The following is a 15,576-nucleotide window of genomic DNA, read 5'->3' as shown; positions in this document are numbered from 1 at the left end:
CCGCCTCAGGTGACGATTGTTGGTCTTGGCTACGTTGGTCTACCTACTGCGCTGGCTTTCTTCAGAGCCGGGTGGCGCGTCTTGGGTGTAGACGTCAGCGCCTCGAGATTGGATGCAATCGCTGCGGGACATGTTGACCTGTTCCCGGAAGAACTTGAGTACTTGACCCCTGCAACAGCCAGCGACCGATTCGTACTTCACGCGGAGGTAGGTGCAGTGCGCGGGTCCGAGGCGACCATCATCTGCGTTCCCACGCCGGTTAGCCAGGAGCAAACGCCCGACCTCCGGCCGTTGAGCGCTGCTTGCGCGGCCGTTGTCAGCTCCGCCGTGGCCGGTCAGTGCATCATCTTGACGTCCACAACATATGTGGGATGCACCGAACTGCAGCTACGACGCGAAGACGTGGGTGAAAAGCTTTGGGCCGCCGTTGCCTCGGCCTACGAGGACGATGCGCACCGCAGCTACACCGACGAGTACTGCGAGCGGCAGCGCGCCGACGCCCTCGAGTCGTCGCAGCGCGGTCCAGTTATACCGGCGGCCCGCCTCCCGTATCGTGCTTCGGCGTTGTGCTGGGTCACCCGACCGGTGCATACTGGTGCAGTGGCACGGAAAATCACACTCGTCGATGACCTCGACGGTCTCCTCATCCCGGACGGATCCACCGTTCAGTTCTCCATCGACGACTCGGTCTACGAGATCGACCTGTCGCCGAAGAACCGGCAGAAGCTTCGCGACGCATTCCGTCCCTACATTGACGCGTCGCGTCGCGCGCGCTACAGAACTACTGACCTACCGACCGTCGGGCCGAAGAAATAATAGAGAGAACGGCTCGCCGATCGTCCGGAGCCATAACGCCCGATGTCACTGTTTCAGCCTAATTCGGTTCGCGAGTTCCGCGAATCAGGCAGCGGGCAATGCCGGTGCATTCACTCGGGAATATCCGATCGCCCGCACAGAGATGTTCGTCGACGACGTCGATGGCACTCCGGTCGACGGTGGCGGAGCGACCGTCCGGTTCTCGGGTGACGGCAACGACTGTCGGATCGACCTGTCGGCTGACGACACCGCGACGGTGCACACGGCGCTCGACACGTTCGTAGCCGGCGAAAACTCTCGAGACGGTGTCGTGCCCGCCTCGATCACACTAACGCGCGCGATCGGTTCCGTCGCCTCCTCCTCGGGCGGCGGAGACCGCGGGCGAGCCCAGCTGGAATCCGACTTCAGCCGAGCAGATGTCGGTCTTGTAGCGATGACCGCTGCGCCGTGCACTCCGAGTGGTCTCCGGCGGCGAGCGCGACATGGCCAGCAGCACCGATCCTCGTCGGTGGTCCGCCTCGACCGATGCGGATCGTCAACGACGTGAGCCCCCGTGTCGGCGAGCGGCTCGCTCTCGACGCTGGGCCTCTCGTTCGTCCCGGTCGGGGTCCCGGGTGCCTTCCCGGACGGAATCGCGGCGCTCACCCGTGCCTGGGCCCCCCGTAGGGGGTCCCCTGGACAGGAGCCGTCCTCCCCGCGCTACTCCGCAGTCGGGCCGGATCGTACGCTCAGCGCGCGTGCTCTTCCGGGCATGACGTCGACGACGGGTCGGGATGGGGACGGTACGCACATGGGGAACAGGACGAGCGCAGATCGACTGCGGCGACGGGTGGCAGGCGGTGGCGCAGCGGTGCTCGCGCTGCTGGGGGGCCTCCTGGTGGCGCAGCCGGCGCAGGCGACCGGGACGCTGACGGTGCTCGCGCTCGGTGATTCGATCACCCGGCTGCGACGACCTGCGGGATCAACCGAGACTGCGCCATGAATTCGTGGGCGACCGGCTCAGCGAGCGAGGTGGATTCGATCGCGACGCGGCTCGAGGCGGCGGACACCCGGACCTCAGTGCGGGCGGTGAACTACGCAAAGTCGGGCACCTCATCGGCGGGGTGGAGTCACGTATCGACGCCGCGGTGACGGCGGGGGAGGAGCCCGACGTGGTGACTCTGCTCATCGGGGGTAACGATCTGTGCTCCCTGACGCTCTCGCCCAGCGCTGAGGACGGCTACGCGATGACCTCGGCAGCGGGCTTCGCCTCGTCCGCGACCGGCATCATGCTGTCGATCTCGGAGGCCTGGCCGGATGCCAGAGTGCTTGTCAGCTCTGTCCCGAACGTCGCCGCGGAGTGGCAGGTCGTGAAGCCGACTCCCGGCGCGGCTGTCTGGGCCTGGGGCGGAGTCTGCCGGACGACGCGCGGAGTCGACGCGGTGACCGGCGCACCGCTGACCGGCGCGGCCTACTCCGCCTCCCTGGCAGCGGCGGAGGAGCGGTCGGACGACTTTAACGGAGCGCTCGCCGCGGCGTGTGCCGCCTCCTCGAACGACTGCGTCTGGGACGGCGGCGCCCTCTCGGCGGCACCCGTCGCGCTCGACGAGCTCTCGACAGACGTGGACTGGTTCCACCCCAGCACCACCGGCCAGGCCACGATCGCCTCCGAGCTCTGGGAGGCGTGGGGACTGGGTGACGACGCGTCGCCGAGCCCGACTCCAGGCCCCACCACCTCGCCGGTGCCTACCGCGACTCCGATGCCGACCTCGACGCCCACGGCGCCCCCTTCGACGCCGGTCCCGACAGCTTCGCCGACTCCCCACCTCGACACGACCGCGCCGACGGTGGCGATCACGGCGCCCACGAGCGGATCGACGGTCGGTGGCTCAGTGGTGCTGGTCGCCTCCGCGAAGGATGATGTGGGCGTCACCCGCCTCAGCTTCTGGAGCGGAGCGACCAAGCTCGGAGACGCGTCGAAGTCGACGAACGGCACCTGGCGGCTGACGAGATCCGCCGCCGCCTACCCGGCGGGACGCTACACGATCGTCGCTCACGCCTACGATGCGGCCGGCAACCTCGGACGCAGCCCGTCGATCAGCCTCACCCGGTGACGCCGGAAGGGGACCGTGAGGCGTCCCGGCCGCCTCAGGCGATCGGCCGCTCCGCCTGCAGGGTGTAGCTCAGCGGAGCGACGGCGGGCGTCGCCGCAAGCGCGTACTCGCCGTCGTCCCGCTGCACCATCTGCCCGGGCAGGGCGAGCCAGGGGACGCTGTCGTGCTCGATGAGCATCGTGAGCCGCAGACCCTCGCCCAGCAGAGCGGTCACGATCTCGCCGAGACCGTGGTTCCACTCGTAGGTGGTGGTCGCCCTCAGGGGTCGCTCGGTCTCGACGTAGCTGGTGTCACCGCTCCACTCAAGGGGCTCCTCCTGCTCGAAGTAGGGGAAGCGCAGGTGCAGCTCGTCGGTGCGGGTCCCATCGACGCTCCAGAGCAGCGGATGCGCCTCCCGGAGGAAGAGGCGCCCGCCGGGAGCCAGCAGCGCGGCGACCGTCGTCGCCCAGCGCTCGATGCTCGGCAACCAGCACAGAGCGCCGATACCCGTGTAGACGAGGTCGAAGCCGTGCTCCCCGAGGACCTCCACTGCCTCGTACACATCGGCCTGCACGAAGTCGACACGGTCGCCGGTGCGGGCGGTGAGTCCGCGCGCTCTGGCGACCGCCTCTGCGGAGAAGTCGAGACCGGTGACCCGGGACCCGAGCCGCGCGAGCGAGAGGGTGTCGGTGCCGATGTGGCACTGCAGATGCACCGCGCGGGCCCCGGAAACGTCGCCGAGACGGTGGCGGTCGAAGCGCACCACGTCCGAGAGCAGGACGCGGTCGTCGACGTAACGCTCGATCGCGTATCCCGTCTCGGCCGCGGCGTGCAGAGCCGCGCGGTCGTCCCAGTTCGCACGATTGGTCTCGGTGTAGTGGGCGCTCACGGGTGCTCCTCTGTGGTGTGGACTGCTGTTCGCACGCCATGATGCCGAATCCTCAGCGGGCGCAGGTGTCTCCGGCGCCGCTCGCGATCAACCCGCCTCTCGGACGGTCCTGTGGAGGAGCGTTCGAGGGTGCGTCCTCCCCGCGGGAGACGGGTGACCGGAGCCCGGCCCGGGCACGCACCGCGGGATTCGGTTCGTCCCCGTTCTCGACGGTCGGGAGGATCCAGAAGAGCGCGAAGAGGATCAGAGCGACGACGCCTCCGAGCAGCCCGGGACGAGTGCGAGTTGCACACAACTGTAGGTATATAGCGACGAAACCGATCCGTCGCCTGTCATCGCGTCGCGGCGGGCCGCTGCGCTATTCCGCGCGCAGGCCGGAGGAGCCGAGGGTGACGTCGACGTCGATCCTGATCGCCACCCGCAGGGGGTTGGCGCGTGGAGTCCGGTACCGCCTCGAGTACAGCTCGACGGCGTGCTCGACGGCGTCAGGCTCTTCCTCGACGGAGGCGGGGCCGCCAAGGCTGAGCCAGCGGACGCCGTCGACCTGGCCGACGGTGGCGGTGCCGCCTCGGCGCACGTTTACCACCTTCTGACTGTCCCGCGAGGTGATCACGCGCACGACTCCGTCCTCGTAGGTGAAGCCCACGGCGACGACGTGGAGCCGACCGTGTCGGCCCGGGGTCGAGAGGGTGGCCAGGTGCCGCTCGGTCACGAAGGCGAGGCCGTCTGCGCTCAGGATGCTCATGCCGTGAGCGTAGCCGGGGGCGCTGATGCCGTCGGGAGGGCTCAGGAACGCGCGGAGGCTCCTCCACAGGGGTGATTTCGTCGTCAATCGTGCAGAGCCGTCGCATCGAGGGCCCCGGATGGCATACTCGTATGGGAACCCGAGCTAACGTCATCTCATCGATGCAGCGGGACAGTCCCGTTCCACGACAAGGAGGATCATGTCTCTTCGCAGACGGAGCGCAGCGCTCCTGGGGGTCGCCGCGGTGGCTCTCGTCACCGGCCTCACGGCCACTCCGGCCCTCGCCTACGGGTCCGGACAGTCGCACATCCAGCCGGGCGGCGGCTGCAATTCCGGCAACTACTACTACCGCAGCGATGCCAGGGACGGCCGGGCCAACGCCTTCACCTCGTTCGACGGGTACTGCTGGGGCAACAAGACCGCCGGGGCTCGGCCGATTGCTGGCGGGTCCGTCGGCGCGTGGGCCTACAGCATCGGATCGGTGAGCACCTCGATGAGCAACGGGGCGGGTGCGACGGTCTACGGCAATCACTCGATCAACGGCGGATACGCGAGGTCGACGTGACGCGGCCCCGCCTGACCCCGATCGCGGTCGCGGCGCTCCTCGCCGCGACCGCGCTCGCGGGCTGCTCATCGGAGCCTGACGCAGAGCGCGCTCCCGGCGACCCGATGAGCTCCGCGCAGATCATGGCTCTGGCCGACAAGGAGGGGGAGGCCGGCCACGTCGAGCAGCAGACCGTTCTGGAGGACGGCGCGGTGACGTTCGACGAGTACGACGGCGCCTTCGCGCGGCTCGAGTCCTGCCTGACCGACCACGGCTTCACGGTCGACGGTCCGGTGGTCAGCCCGGTCGACGGGGTGCGCTACGAGTTCCGCTCCGACTTCGGCACGCGCGATCAGACCGCCGCTCTCGCAGACCTGGACGAGTGCAACGCCGTGCACTGGACGAGCGTGGCGCAGGCGTTCGAGCTCTCGCAGCCGCAAATCATGGACGCTCCCCTCGTCACCGCGACCGCCGACTGTCTGCGCACCGATGGACTCACCCTCGACGGAGAGGAGGCGAAGGTCGCCGACTTCGTGTCCTCCGTCGGCGAGGCCCAGGGGAAGGCGGTGCTCGACTGCGTCCAGCAGGAGGGGGCGCGTCTCTACCCCGATCTGCCCTCGCTGTCGGTCGGGTACTAGTCGTGGCCCGCCGGGGAGAGCGAGGAGCCGACGGGCTCGAACCGCGCGGCACGCGGCTGCGATCGCAGCTCGCCCGGGGCCTGCTCACCGCGGGCCTCGTGGCCTGGGTCGCGACTCCGGTTGTGGGCTTCCTCCTCCTCGAGCAGTCGACGCGAGCCGCATCACTCGCGCCGGCGGTCGATGTTTGGGCACCCGTTCAGGCGAACGCGGCCGCCGCTCGCCGCACCGTCTCGGTCGTGGTCACGCGAGACGTCGCGCCCGATCTCTACGCGCCGGCCTGGAGCGGAGTCGTGGAGTCGACGGCGGTCACGCCGGGCACGGTGGTCCGCAGCGGCGACGTCGTGGCGACGATCGCGGGAATCGACCGTCTCGCCATCTCCTCCGAACGACCCTTCTCGACCGAACTCCGGGTCGGTGATGAGGGACCCGATGCCGCAGCGCTCAACGACGTGCTCCGCGGGCTCGAGCTCGATGCTCCGGAGTCGGATGAGTTCACCGTGCCGACGCTGATCGCGGTTCGCGAGCTCGCCGACTCCCTGGGTGTGACCGCGACGAAGGATCTCCAGGTCTTCGACCCGTCCTGGCTGGTCTTCCTCCCGCAGGAGGAGATGACGGTCGCGACCTCGACGCTGCACGTCGGGGCGCTCGCACCGCCACCCGGCGAGGCGTTCGCCACCACCCGTCCGGTGATCGCTGCAGCGCAGCTCGACGGGGCGACATCGGCGGAGCTCGGCGACTCGAACGGTGCGGTGGTGCAGAGGGAGGTGAGGGCGGCCGATGCTGAGCGTCTCCAGATCGAGGGCGTCGAGATCGCTCTCTCTGCCGACCGGCGCGGAGTCGATCCGTCCGCCTTCGGCCAGCTGCGCGAACTGATCGCTGACGACCGATCGAGGACGGACGGAATGCTGCTCGCTGATCCTCGGCCCGGCACCGTGGTCGTGCCCAGCGCGGCGATCGGAGGAGGCGAACGCGCTTGCGTGCTTGCCCGCACGGCGGGCGGCGCGCCGGAGCCACGTGTCGTCACTGTGGAGTCGAGCTCGCTCGGGCGCTCGACCGTCTCGGGTGCCGTGGCGACGGGCGACGACGTCCTCGTCGCTCGGGCGACGGGTGCGCCGCCGTGTTGATCGACGCCTCCGACGTGACGGTGGACTTCGGCGGTCGCCCGATCCTCCGCGCTGTCTCCCTCTCGCTCGAAGCGGGAGAGACTCTCGCCCTCCGCGGCCCCTCCGGTGCGGGCAAATCGACCCTCCTCGGTGTGCTCGCCGGCCAGGTGCGCCCATCCGAGGGAACAGTGCGCTCGGCCCCGCCCGAGCGGACGGCGTGGATCCTTCAGTCCACCCCGGTGCTCACGCGCCGCAGCGTTCTCGACAACGTCGCGCTCGGCGCTCTCGCGCTCGGTTCCCGCAGGCGCGCGGCGGAGGCGGCGGCGCTCGACGCGTTGCGGCAGGTCGGGATCGCGCACCTCGGACTGCGGCCGGTGCACGAGCTCTCGGGAGGCGAGCGGCAGCGGACCGCCGTCGCTCGCGCCGTGGTCGCGGGGAGCGCCCTGATCCTCGCCGACGAGCCGACGGCCTCGCTCGATCCGGGCTCCCGAGCACTGGTGGTCGACGCACTCCTCCGGGCGGCGGCGTCGGGTGCGGGCGTGGTCGTGGCGACGCACGACTCGGTCGTGGCGGCCGCCTGCGGGCGGATCGCGCGGCTCGACGGCGGTGTTCTCCTCGAGATGTCGGGAGAACTCGATGAGTAGACGCCTGCGACCTGCGATGGTCGTTTCGGAGGCGTTCCGCACGTCCGCGCCCGACCGTGGCCGGGCCTCCTCGCGATGGCGGCCGCGCTGCTCGCGGCGATCCTCGTGCCCACCCTCACCGCCGTCGAGATCGGTGCGCTCGAGTCCCGCGCCGCCGAGCTCGTGTCCGCGGGCGCGACCGTGCTGTCCATCACGGGAGCGGACCGCCGGCCTCTCCCCGCGGCACGGTGCGAGCAGCTCCGCGAGGTCGGCGGCGTCGTGGCGGCGGGCGGCACGATCGCCACCAGCACCCTCCACGACCCCGACGGAGTCGCGGTCTCCCTCCTGCGGGTGACCGCCGGCTATCCGACCGTCGTGTGGCCCGGCCCTGCTCTCCGACACGACCTCGGGACCTCCGCGGTGGTCGGCGAGCTTCTGGCGGCCCGCGCCGGCCTGCACGGGCCCGGCGCGCTGACCGGGCTCGCCGAGGGTGATCCGACGGCGACGGTGCAGATCGACCAGGTCGCCGGCCGCTCCTCCCGCCTCCCGTTCGCGGACCGCGCTGTCGTGGTCACCGAGCCGGCGACCGGAACCGTCCAGGAGTGCCTTGTCGAGGCGGACCCCGGCGCGGGCTCCGCGGTAGCGGCGCTCGCCGTCTCCTGGTTCCCCGCCGACCTCGAGGCGTCGGCGGCGCCTATCGCCCCGGCGCTCGACGGGGTACAGTCGCTCGACGAGTCGGTGTCCGCACGGCTCTCGCTCGTCGGCCCACCGCTCGGCGCAGTGCTCTGCGCGATGGGACTCGCCGCGGCTTGGCTGGCCAGACGGGCCGACATCGCCCTCTACCGCAGCCTCGGTCTCTCGAGCGCACGCCTCCTGCTGATGCTGACGGTCGAGACCGCACTCACGAGCGGGGTGGGCCTCGCGATCGGGCTCGCCGTATCGACGGTCCTCCTGCCGTGGTCGCCGCTGGCCCTGCGGCTCGCCGCCACCGACGCCTTGGCGATGCTCACCCTCACCGCACTCCTGCCGCTCCTCGGCGCCGCGGTCCTGCCGAGAGGACGGGGACACGATGCCCTCCGCGGACGCTGAGTGGCTGAGAGGACGGGCTCGGGCTCACGCCTCCAGGATCAGAGCCTCGCCCTGGCCACCTCCGCCGCAGAGGGCCGCGACCCCGAGGCCCCCGCCTCGTCTCCGCAGTGCGAGCGCGAGGTGCAGAGCCAGCCGCGCGCCCGACGCGCCGACGGGGTGGCCCAGCGCGATCGCGCCTCCGTCAAGGTTGACCGACTCGGGATCCACGCCGAGATCGTCGGCCGAGTGGAGCACGACCGAGGCGAAGGCTTCGTTGATCTCGATGACGTCGAGGTCGGCCACCGACGCGCCCCGACGTTCGAGTGCTCGTCGGATCGCCGCCGAGGGCTGCGAGTGCAGGGAGTTGTCCGGCCCGGCCACCTGGCCGTGCTCGGCGACGGTCGCGAGCCACGACAGCCCGTGCGCTCGCGCCCATCCGCGCGAGGCGACGACCAACGCCGACGCCCCGTCGGTGATCGGAGACGAGCTGCCCGCCGTGATGGTCCCCTCGGGAGAGAACGCGGGGGCGAGGCGCGCGAGCGTCTCGGGCGTGCTGTCCGCTCGGATCCCGTCGTCCGCCTCCACGACCAGATCGGCCGCCCGTCGCTGCCGCACGGTCACAGGCACGATCTCCGCGCCCAGGATCCCGGTGGAACGGGCGCGCTCGGCGCGCTGGTGCGAGAGCGCGGCGAAGGCGTCCTGGCGGTCCCGGTGAATGCCCCGCTCGGCGTTCCCGTCGTCGGTGACGCGACCCATGATCCGACGGTCGAAGGGATCGAGGAGGCCGTCGTGCAGCAGGGCGTCCTCGAGCGCCCTCGGCCCCACGCCGAGCCCGGAACGCGAGCCCAGAAGGAGATGCGGAGCGCCGGTCATCGACTCCTGACCTCCCGCGACCACGACGTCGGCCTCGCCCAGTCGGATCATCCTCGCCGCGTCGATCACGGCGGTCAGCCCCGAGAGGCACAGCTTGTTGATCGTCACGGCGGGCACGTTCCAGCCCACGCCCGCCAGCACAGCGGTCTGCCGGGCCGGGCCCTGACCGGCACCGGCCTGGATCACCTGACCGAGCACCACGGCATCGACGTCCTCCGGGCGGACGCCGGAGCGGTCCAGCGCTCCTCGGACGGCGACTACCCCGAGCTCCACGGCCGAGAGCGGGGCGAACACTCCCGAGAAGCGCGCGAACGGGGTGCGCGCGCCCCCGAGGATGACGGGCGTGGTGTCGTCAGTGGGCACGACTACTCCTTCTGGACGATGGGAGTGGCGCAAGCGGTGGCGACGTCGCCACGCCACGCCGCGATCGACGTCCGCCGGAGCGGCTCACGGTACAAGGACGATCTTGCCGCGAGCGTGACCCTCCTCGCTCAGACGATGCGCCTCCGCGACCGCCTCGAGAGGGAAGCGCGGCCCGATCTCGATCGAGAAGCGCCCCTCCGCGGCGAGCCGCGCGGCGAGCGGGATGCCCTCTCGCCGCAAGCCCTGCTCCTGCTCCGTCAGCGGAATCGGGCTGCCGCCCATCCATGCCCGGATGCCCAGCTCGGCGGCCCGCGCACCGACCACGACGGTCGCCACGTGCTGCGAGTCCGCCACCAGGGCGAGGGACGCCGCGAGCGCCTCGTCGGTCCCGGCCGCATCGAGCACGCGGTCGACGCCCTCCGGAGCCTCCTCCCGGAGCCGGTCGTCGAGGCCCGGACCGTAGGCGACGGGCACGGCGCCCAGCGCTCGCAGGGCCGCGTGGTGGGAGGGGCTCGCGGTCGCGATCACCCGGCTCCGCGATCGAGCGCGAACTGCACCGCGGCCCGACCGACCGCCCCCGCCCCCGCGTGCACGAGGAAGGTCGATCCCTCCGCGACTCCGAGCGACACCACGGCCTGGTAGGCGGTGCTGACCGGGATGCCGAGGGCCGCAGCTTCCTCGAAACCCAGCCCCTCGGGCAGGGCATCGAGGCTCTCAGGAGCGACGGCGACCGCAGTCGCGTAGGTACCGACCGCTCCGCTCACGATCACCTCATCGCCCACGCTCCAGCCCGAGACGCCTTCGCCGAGGGCCGTGACAACGCCGGAGGCGTCCGACCCGATCCTGCGCGGCCCGCTGAGCGGTGCACTGGGACGCAGGCCCGAGCGGATCTTCCACTCGATCGGATTCACCCCCGCCGCGCGGACGGCGACCACGACCGATCCGGGCGTGGCCTGCGGGTCCGGCGCTTCCACGACCTCGAGCACCTCGGGCCCGCCGAACCGCTCGTACTGCACGAACCTCGCCATGTGGTCCTCCTTCTCGGCCGGGCACGGAGCCCGGGTCATCCCTCAGTCCAGCAGGCTCTCGCGCACCTCGCGGCGCAACACCTTGCCGATCAGCGAGGTCGGCAGCTCCTCGACCGGGACGACACGTTTGGGCACCTTGTACGGCGTCAGATGCAGGCGGCAGAAATCGCGCAGGGCCTCAGGATCGACGGCGGTGCCGGCGCGCATCACCACGGCTGCCGCGACACTCTCGCTGCCGTCAGAGCGGGGCAGGCCGACCACGGCCGCCCGCACGACGTCAGGGTGCGACTCCAGCACTCCCTCGACCTCCGAGGGCGAGACGTTGAAGCCGCCGGTGATGATCAGCTCCTTCGCGCGATCCACGATCGTCACGAAGCCGTCGGCCGAGACGGTGGCGATGTCACCGGTCCGGAGCCACCCGCCGGGCAGGAGGGTCGCCGCGGTGTCCTCCGGCCGCTTCCAGTAGCCCTGGAACACCTGCGGCCCGTGCAGCAGCAGCTCACCGGACTCGCCCGGCCCACGATCGACGGAGGGATCCGCCGGATCCACCAGCCGGATCGTCGTGCTCGGGAACGGTACGCCCACCGTGCCCGGCCGCCGGGTCGGTCCGACCGGATTCCCGATCGCGACCGGCGAGCTCTCGGTCATGCCGTAGCCCTCGACCAGCAGTCCGCGGCTCGCGCGCTCCCAGCGGTCCACCGTCGCCACCGGCAGGCTCATCGCCCCCGAGATCGCGAAGCGGATGCCGCGCAGGTCGATCTCGTGGCGCTCGGAGGCGCGCGCGAGAGCGTCGTACACCGGGGGCACAGCTGGCAGGAAGCTGGGCGGCGAGCTCTTCGCCGCCGCCTTCACGAGGCCGACGTCGAAGGTCGGGAAGAGCACGATCTTCGCCCCCAGGCTGAGAGCGAAGGTCAGGCAGAGCGTGAGCCCATAGGCGTGGAACAGGGGGAGGACGGCGTAGAACGTCTCGTCGCCCTCGCGCAGGCCCGGGACCCAGGCGCGGCCCTGCAGTGCATTGGCCAGGAGGTTCGAGTGCGAGAGGATCGCGCCCTTCGGCGTCCCCGTCGTGCCGGTGGTGTACTGCAGCAGCGCCGTGTCCGAGAGAGCGGGCCGCGGGTGAGAGCGGGAGATCCTCCGACGGCCCAGGAGGGTCGAGAAGGGGAGGAGGCTCCGGCTGCGCGGCCGGGTGGTCAGCTTCGCGCGGGCCTCCCGCACTGTCGGTAGCGGCAGCCGGAGGGCCAGTCGCTTGCCGCGGGGGAACGAGCGGGTGAGATCGACCGAGAGGACCTGCTCGATCCCGAGGTCGGCCGGCATCGTGGCCACGACGTCGGCTACCTTATCCCAGACCACCGCGAAGCGGGCACCGTGGTCCTCGAACTGCCGCCGGAGCTCCCGCGGCGTGTAGAGCGGGTTGTGCTCGACCACGATCGCGCCCAGACGGAGCGTCGCGTAGAAGGCCACGACGTGCTCCGGGCAGTTCGGCAGCACCAGCGCGACACGGTCGCCCGCTCGGACGCCCAGCCGACGCAGCCCCTCCGCTGCGCGGGCGACCTGGTCGCCCAGCTCTGCGTAGCTCGTCCTCGCGCCGAAGAACTCTAGCGCGGTGCCGCGTCGATAGCGGGCGACCGAGTCGTCGAGCAGATCGACGAGGGTCTGAGTGGGCGGGTCGATCTCGGCGGGCACACCCTCCGCGTAGGAGGTCAGCCACGGCTTCGTCGCCAGGTGGGAGGATCCGGAGGTCACACCGTGAGTATCCGATACGCGCCTCCGCACTTCCTCCGAGGCGTGCGACGGGCTTCCGTCTCCGCTCGCGGCGCGGCAGGCTGGCGGGATGAGTGCAGCCATCGACCTCCTCCGCGACGCCTTCGGCCGCGTGCACGAAAACGTGCATGCGGTCCTCGACGACAGCACCACCGAGCAGCTCGCGTTCCGCGCGGACGCCCGCTCGAACTCACCCGCCTGGCTCGTCTGGCACCTCACCCGCGTGCAGGATGATCACCTCGCCCCCCTCGCCGGCCACGAGCAGGTCTGGACCGCCGGGGGCTTCCACGAGCGCTCCGGCCTTCCGTTCGGCCCCGAGGTGAACGGTTACGACCAGGAGCCGTCCGAGGTCTCGGCGCTCGCCGCGGTCCCGGCGGAGCTGCTGGCCGCCTACGCCGATGCCGTGCACGAGCGCACGCTCGCCTTCCTCGACACCCTGGGCGACGACGATCTCGCCCGCGTCATCGACGAGGCCTGGGATCCTCCGGTGACCCTCGGCGTGCGACTGGTGTCGGTGGTCGACGACGACGCCCAGCACGTCGGCCAGGCGGCCTACGCGAAGGGTCTCGCCGAGCGCGCTGCGCTCTGATCCGGCACCGACGCCCGCCGGCCAGGCTCCTCGGTGTCGTGCAAGAGGAGAGACGAGCGTCGTCCCGACCCTCCGGGGGCTCTCGGGATCCGGTGCACGAGGAGCCGCTACCCTTGTCCGCGGCGCCGTCGCTCGGCGGAGGCGCCCGCGGAGCGAGGACCGCGCCACCGAGAGGAACACACGTGACGTTGCCCGAGACCACCACCGCCACCATCGCGAAGCGCACGGGGCGCGACGTCGCCCCCGAGATCGCGCGCTCGTGGCTGCTGGTGAACGCCACCCGCACCGAGACGTTCGACGCCGCGCACGCCTCCCGCGCCGACCAGATCGTCCTCGACATCGAGGACGCGGTCGACCCCAAGGCCAAGCCGGATGCGCGCGCCGACGTGGTCGAGTGGCTGACCGGTGAGAAGCGCGCCTGGGTCCGCATCAACGACCACTCCACCCCGTTCTGGTCGGACGACGTCGACGCACTGAAGGGCCTGCCCGGCCTGGCCGGCGTCATGCTCGCCAAGACCGAGGCCGCCGAGCACGTCACCGAGACCTTTGACCGGCTCGGCGGCTCCACCCCGGTGCTCGCGCTGGTCGAGTCGGCGCTGGGCATCGAGGAGGCGGTCTCCATCGCCCGCGCTCGCGGCACCTTCCGGCTCGCGTTCGGCAGCGGCGACTACCGCCGCGACACCGGCACCAGCGCCGACGACCTCGCGATGGCTTACCCGCGCTCGCGCCTGGTCGTCGCCTCGCGCATCGGCGAACTCCCCGGCCCGATCGACGGCCCGACCGTCTCGAACAGCCACCCCGTGCTGCGCGAGCAGTCGGCGCTGACCGTCTCGCTCGGCCTCACCGGCAAGCTCTGCCTCGACACCGAGCAGCTCGCGGTGATCAACGAGGTCATCAGCCCGACGCCCTCGGACGTCGCATGGGCGCGCGACTTCCTCGACGAGTTCGAGGCCCGGGGCCGCGTGATCCGCGACGGCAGCGACCTCCCGCGTCTCGGCCGCGCCAAGAAGATCGACAAGCTGGCGACCGCCTTCGGGGTGAACCCGCTCTGACCGGAGGCGACGCGGGCGGGCGCGCGGGGAGGTTCCGCGTCCGCCGTCCAGCGCGGCGCTCGACCTCACTCCGCGCCGCGTACCTGCGCGATTACCGGTACGCCTACGGCTCGCGCCTCGTGCACCTGCGCGAGGGTTGGGATGTGACACAGTACGCATCCGGCGCTGGCGCCCCCGTGCTGCTGATCCCCGGCGTCTACGAGACCTGGCAGTTCCTCCGGCCGATCGCCGAGCGGTTGCACGCGGCGGGCCACCCCATCCACGTGCTTCCCGCGCTCGGGTACAACACGCGTCCAATCGTCGCCTCCGCCGGCGTCGGTCAGGACTACCTGCGCGAGCAGGACCTGCGCGGCGTGGTCGTCGTGGCGCACAGCAAGGGCGGGCTGATCGGCAAGCACATGATGGTGGTCGACGACCGCGAGGAGCAGCGGATCGAGCGGATGATCGCCGTCTCGACCCCGTTCAACGGCTCAAGCCTCGCGCGCATCGCTCCGGCGCGGGCACTGCGCGAGTTCTCACCGCACCGCCCTCTCATCCGGCACCTGCTCGCCGAGCGCGAGGCCGACGCGCGCATCACGTCGATCTACGGGATGCGCGACCAGTACATCCCGGGCGGGAGCCGGCTCGCCGGCGCGCACGAGAACATCGCGGTCTCGGTCGTCGGCCACTTCGCGCTGCTCTCGCACCCGAAGGTGCTCGACCTCATCGCTGAGCGGGTCTGAGCCTCCCTCCGAGTCTCACGACCAGGGCGTGAGCAGCACGAGCGGGATCTGCCGCTCGGTCTTCGTCTGGTATTCGGCGTAGTCGGGCCACGCCTCGACGGCGCGCTCCCACCAGGTCTCGCGCAGCTCGCCCTCGAGGACGCTCGCGGTGTAGTCCTTCTTCACCGGCCCGTCCTGGAGCTCGACGTGCGGCTCCTTGAGCATGTTCCCGTACCAGACCGGATGCTCGGGCGCGCCGCCCTTGGACGCCACGACCACATACTCGCCGTCGTGTTCGACCCGCATCAGCGCGGTCTTGCGAAGCTTTCCGCTGCGGGAGCCGACGGTGGTCAGAACGATGATGGGGCGGCCTCGGAGGAGGTTGCCCTCGGCTCCGCCGGTCCGCTCGTAGAGCTCCGCCTGCTCGCGGGCCCACTCGGACGTGCTCGGTTCGTATTCTCCTGTGAGAGGCATACTCCGATGGTACGGGCGCGTGGGCGCGCTGCCGGCCGGAACGCGGGAGGCGGAGCCCCTCCTCTCGGCGGTGCACGAGGATGGAGCGGTGCAGCCTGCTGACCAGTTCGACCGAGCCCGCATCGCGCTCCTGCGCGACGACCTCCTCCGAGCCCGCTACCGCGTCGACGCGGTCCGCGACCTCTGGGGCGAGGCGGCGGCGGCGGAGGCGCTGCACCGCGGCGATCGCGTCCCCGC

18 protein-coding genes are annotated in these 15,576 nt (G+C 71.2%); 11 read left to right on the top strand and 7 right to left on the bottom strand.

What is annotated here, in order from left to right:
• The 3 genes from ACH61_RS09915 to ACH61_RS09905 all read left to right on the top strand — a co-directional run.
• Window positions 1–816 (top strand): Lsr2 dimerization domain-containing protein (locus ACH61_RS09915; protein WP_201787598.1); only part of this gene is annotated, 816 nt, incomplete at its 5' end.
• Between the two features lie 142 nt (window positions 817–958).
• Window positions 959–1,363: an Lsr2 dimerization domain-containing protein gene (locus ACH61_RS19335; protein ID WP_068211735.1), complete on the top strand. Its 405-nt coding sequence runs from the start codon at window positions 959–961 to the stop codon at window positions 1,361–1,363.
• 379 nt (window positions 1,364–1,742) lie between these two features.
• Window positions 1,743–2,909, top strand: a complete 1,167-nt coding sequence (locus ACH61_RS09905; protein ID WP_082845173.1) for an Ig-like domain-containing protein — start codon at window positions 1,743–1,745, stop codon at window positions 2,907–2,909.
• Between the two features lie 34 nt (window positions 2,910–2,943).
• On the opposite strand, the gene ACH61_RS09900 is transcribed toward ACH61_RS09905, so the two are convergent.
• Window positions 2,944–3,777 (bottom strand): class I SAM-dependent methyltransferase, encoded by an 834-nt coding sequence (locus ACH61_RS09900; protein WP_068211726.1) that lies wholly within the window; start codon window positions 3,775–3,777, stop codon window positions 2,944–2,946.
• 358 nt (window positions 3,778–4,135) lie between these two features.
• Window positions 4,136–4,522 (bottom strand): pyridoxamine 5'-phosphate oxidase family protein, encoded by a 387-nt coding sequence (locus tag ACH61_RS09890; RefSeq protein WP_068211722.1) that lies wholly within the window; start codon window positions 4,520–4,522, stop codon window positions 4,136–4,138.
• A 199-nt stretch (window positions 4,523–4,721) separates the two neighbouring features.
• Between ACH61_RS09890 and ACH61_RS09885 the strand changes: the two genes are divergently transcribed.
• The 5 genes from ACH61_RS09885 to ACH61_RS09865 all read left to right on the top strand — a co-directional run bounded on the left by ACH61_RS09885 (window position 4,722) and on the right by ACH61_RS09865 (window position 8,519).
• On the top strand, window positions 4,722–5,087 hold the full coding sequence (locus ACH61_RS09885) for a hypothetical protein (protein ID WP_068211720.1): 366 nt from the start codon (window positions 4,722–4,724) through the stop codon (window positions 5,085–5,087).
• On the top strand, window positions 5,084–5,704 hold the full coding sequence (locus ACH61_RS09880; protein WP_068211718.1) for a hypothetical protein: 621 nt from the start codon (window positions 5,084–5,086) through the stop codon (window positions 5,702–5,704). Before ACH61_RS09885 ends, ACH61_RS09880 begins: the two co-directional genes overlap by 4 nt.
• Window positions 5,705–5,706: 2 nt before the next feature.
• Window positions 5,707–6,828: a hypothetical protein gene (locus ACH61_RS17400; protein WP_068211716.1), complete on the top strand. Its 1,122-nt coding sequence runs from the start codon at window positions 5,707–5,709 to the stop codon at window positions 6,826–6,828.
• A complete protein-coding gene (locus tag ACH61_RS09870) occupies window positions 6,822–7,451 on the top strand; it encodes an ABC transporter ATP-binding protein (protein ID WP_068211713.1) in 630 nt (209 codons plus the stop codon). Before ACH61_RS17400 ends, ACH61_RS09870 begins: the two co-directional genes overlap by 7 nt.
• Before the next feature lie 75 nt (window positions 7,452–7,526).
• Entirely contained in the window at window positions 7,527–8,519 is a 993-nt protein-coding gene (locus ACH61_RS09865; RefSeq protein ID WP_068211712.1) for an FtsX-like permease family protein, read from the top strand.
• A 24-nt stretch (window positions 8,520–8,543) separates the two neighbouring features.
• Here ACH61_RS09865 and ACH61_RS09860 read toward each other — a convergent pair whose 3' ends face one another.
• From ACH61_RS09860 to ACH61_RS09850, 4 genes are all read right to left on the bottom strand, one after another.
• Window positions 8,544–9,734, bottom strand: coding sequence for an acetyl-CoA C-acyltransferase (locus ACH61_RS09860; protein ID WP_068211711.1), 1,191 nt, complete (start codon window positions 9,732–9,734; stop codon window positions 8,544–8,546).
• 84 nt (window positions 9,735–9,818) lie between these two features.
• Complete coding sequence (locus tag ACH61_RS18380; protein WP_236713622.1) at window positions 9,819–10,262, bottom strand: zinc-binding dehydrogenase; 444 nt, start codon at window positions 10,260–10,262, stop codon at window positions 9,819–9,821.
• On the bottom strand, window positions 10,259–10,762 hold the full coding sequence (locus tag ACH61_RS18375) for an alcohol dehydrogenase catalytic domain-containing protein (protein WP_236713621.1): 504 nt from the start codon (window positions 10,760–10,762) through the stop codon (window positions 10,259–10,261). Before ACH61_RS18375 ends, ACH61_RS18380 begins: the two co-directional genes overlap by 4 nt.
• A gap of 42 nt (window positions 10,763–10,804) precedes the next feature.
• The gene (locus ACH61_RS09850) at window positions 10,805–12,505 is read right to left on the bottom strand and encodes a long-chain-fatty-acid--CoA ligase (protein WP_068211710.1); all 1,701 of its coding nucleotides are present in this window, start codon (window positions 12,503–12,505) and stop codon (window positions 10,805–10,807) included.
• An 88-nt stretch (window positions 12,506–12,593) separates the two neighbouring features.
• Between ACH61_RS09850 and ACH61_RS09845 the strand changes: the two genes are divergently transcribed.
• From ACH61_RS09845 to ACH61_RS16865, 3 genes are all read left to right on the top strand, one after another.
• A complete protein-coding gene (locus tag ACH61_RS09845) occupies window positions 12,594–13,112 on the top strand; it encodes a mycothiol transferase (protein WP_068211709.1) in 519 nt (172 codons plus the stop codon).
• A 188-nt stretch (window positions 13,113–13,300) separates the two neighbouring features.
• Complete coding sequence (locus ACH61_RS09840; RefSeq protein ID WP_199220813.1) at window positions 13,301–14,164, top strand: HpcH/HpaI aldolase/citrate lyase family protein; 864 nt, start codon at window positions 13,301–13,303, stop codon at window positions 14,162–14,164.
• A 143-nt stretch (window positions 14,165–14,307) separates the two neighbouring features.
• A complete protein-coding gene (locus tag ACH61_RS16865) occupies window positions 14,308–14,886 on the top strand; it encodes an esterase/lipase family protein (protein ID WP_158286055.1) in 579 nt (192 codons plus the stop codon).
• A 15-nt stretch (window positions 14,887–14,901) separates the two neighbouring features.
• Here ACH61_RS16865 and ACH61_RS09830 read toward each other — a convergent pair whose 3' ends face one another.
• Window positions 14,902–15,339, bottom strand: a complete 438-nt coding sequence (locus tag ACH61_RS09830; protein ID WP_068211708.1) for a nitroreductase family deazaflavin-dependent oxidoreductase — start codon at window positions 15,337–15,339, stop codon at window positions 14,902–14,904.
• Window positions 15,340–15,576 lie beyond the last annotated feature (237 nt).

Origin of the sequence: Rathayibacter tanaceti, assembly GCF_001634385.1 — a bacterium.
Lineage (GTDB): Bacteria > Actinomycetota > Actinomycetes > Actinomycetales > Microbacteriaceae > Rathayibacter > Rathayibacter tanaceti.
This window is presented reverse-complemented; position numbering and strand designations above follow the sequence as displayed.

Coding starts and splice junctions, on each gene's coding strand:
- ACH61_RS19335 (WP_068211735.1), top strand. CDS start 959: ATGTTCGTCGACGACGTCGATGGCACTCCGGTCGACGGTGGCGGAGCG.
- ACH61_RS09890 (WP_068211722.1), bottom strand. CDS start 4,522: ATGAGCATCCTGAGCGCAGACGGCCTCGCCTTCGTGACCGAGCGGCAC.
- ACH61_RS09885 (WP_068211720.1), top strand. CDS start 4,722: ATGTCTCTTCGCAGACGGAGCGCAGCGCTCCTGGGGGTCGCCGCGGTG.
- ACH61_RS09865 (WP_068211712.1), top strand. CDS start 7,527: ATGGCGGCCGCGCTGCTCGCGGCGATCCTCGTGCCCACCCTCACCGCC.
- ACH61_RS18375 (WP_236713621.1), bottom strand. CDS start 10,762: ATGGCGAGGTTCGTGCAGTACGAGCGGTTCGGCGGGCCCGAGGTGCTC.
- ACH61_RS09845 (WP_068211709.1), top strand. CDS start 12,594: ATGAGTGCAGCCATCGACCTCCTCCGCGACGCCTTCGGCCGCGTGCAC.
- ACH61_RS09830 (WP_068211708.1), bottom strand. CDS start 15,339: ATGCCTCTCACAGGAGAATACGAACCGAGCACGTCCGAGTGGGCCCGC.